Here is a 1593-nt window from a genome sequence, read left to right as displayed (position 1 = left end):
CTGCCGGCATGTTAAATGCACTAGAAGTACAAGGTAAATCAATTGAAGATGCAATAATTGTATGTTTAGGTGCAGGCGCTGCTGCAGTTGCGTGTATGGAATTGTTAATTAAGTGTGGTGCACTGCGTGAACACATTTATATGCTTGACCGCAAAGGTGTTATTCATACTCGTCGCGATGATTTAAACGAATATAAACAGCTTTTTGCTAACAATACCGATAAACGCACATTGCAAGATGTAATTGCAGATGCTGATGTGTTTGTTGGTGTTTCGGGTCCTAACTTGTTAGCTGCCGAAGATTTAAAACTAATGGCAGAAAAGCCGATCGTGTTTGCATGTTCAAACCCAGATCCAGAGATCGATCCTGCACTTGCTCACGGCGCACGCAACGATTTAATTATGGCAACAGGGCGCTCTGATTACCCTAACCAGGTTAACAATGTTTTATGTTTTCCGTTTATTTTCCGTGGTGCACTTGATGTACGTGCAAGCGCGATTAACGATGAAATGAAAATTGCTGCAGTTGAGGCTATTCGTAGTATTGCCAAAGAGCCTGTACCTGCAGAAGTTTTAAAAGCCGCAGGCGTAGATAAGCTAGAGTTTGGTGCGCAGTATATTATTCCAAAACCAATGGATCCGCGTTTACTACCGCGTATAGCTAAAGCTGTAGCACTTGCTGCGGTAGAGTCGGGTGTTGCGCAAATTGACTTGCCTGAAAATTATATGGCGTAATATATAACGCTTAAACAAAAAACCTCAGCAATGCTGAGGTTTTTTGATTAAAAAGGTAACGATTTATTCTTCGTTTAAAATAGGCACTTCTAAACCCATTTCTTGCATTATCTTTTTAACTTCTTCTGGTACTTTTTCTGCGTTGTCTTTACGTAGGTCATCGTCATTTGGTAAAGGTTGACCAGTAAAGGCATGCAAAAACGCCTCACATAGCAATTCACTATTTGTTGCATGGCGAAGGTTGTTGATTTGACGACGCGTACGCTCATCCGTTAAAACTTTTAATACATTTAGCGGGATCGAAACGGTGATCTTTTTAACTTGCTCTGATTTTTTCCCGTGTTCTGCGTATGGGTGAATATACTCACCATTCCATTTAGCCATAAGATGTATCGTTGCCTCAGATTATTAATTTCTCACACGGTATAAAAAGCGTGTAAATATGCGTGAAATTCTATCGATTTAAAAAAGATAGTCAAATAATAGATACCGATCTATCTTAATAAGCCTATTTGGGATGTAAAAATAAGCTCACTTTTGTGAGCTAAAATGTGATACTAGCAAACGCCTTTCCTAACTTTAGCCATCTAGAGCTTTAAAATCCTTTGACTTATTAAAACGGATAACTTACTCTTTTAGACGTCTAAACATCCAAATTAATCAGGTGACGAATATGAGCGAAAAAAACAAAGCGACCATTGCTGTACGTAACGGCGTTGATGCTGATAAACATCATGGTGCAGTGGTGCCGCCAATTTATTTATCAACGACTTATTCGTTTTCCGACTTTGATACTAAGCGTGAGTATGATTATGGCCGCAGTGGTAACCCTAATCGTGATATTTTAGCAGAGACGCTT

At 39.4% G+C, this 1593-nt stretch carries 2 protein-coding genes and 1 pseudogene (1 of these 3 only partly in view); 2 read left to right on the top strand and 1 reads right to left on the bottom strand.

What is annotated here, in order from left to right; genetic code table 11:
- Window positions 1-734: pseudogene (locus tag L652_RS01000000123720) on the top strand (malic enzyme-like NAD(P)-binding protein) (it extends 521 nt beyond the left edge of the window).
- Window positions 735-797: 63 nt separating this feature from the next.
- Here the strand turns inward: L652_RS01000000123720 and metJ are convergent.
- Entirely contained in the window at window positions 798-1118 is a 321-nt protein-coding gene (gene metJ, locus L652_RS0111605; RefSeq protein ID WP_002958371.1) for a met regulon transcriptional regulator MetJ, read from the bottom strand.
- A 289-nt stretch (window positions 1119-1407) separates the two neighbouring features.
- Here metJ and L652_RS01000000123715 point away from each other — a divergent pair.
- On the top strand, window positions 1408-1593 hold a 186-nt coding region (locus tag L652_RS01000000123715; RefSeq protein ID WP_033013428.1), incomplete at its 3' end, for a PLP-dependent transferase.

This window comes from Pseudoalteromonas sp. TB25, assembly GCF_000497995.1.
GTDB lineage: Bacteria > Pseudomonadota > Gammaproteobacteria > Enterobacterales > Alteromonadaceae > Pseudoalteromonas > Pseudoalteromonas distincta.
This window is presented reverse-complemented; position numbering and strand designations above follow the sequence as displayed.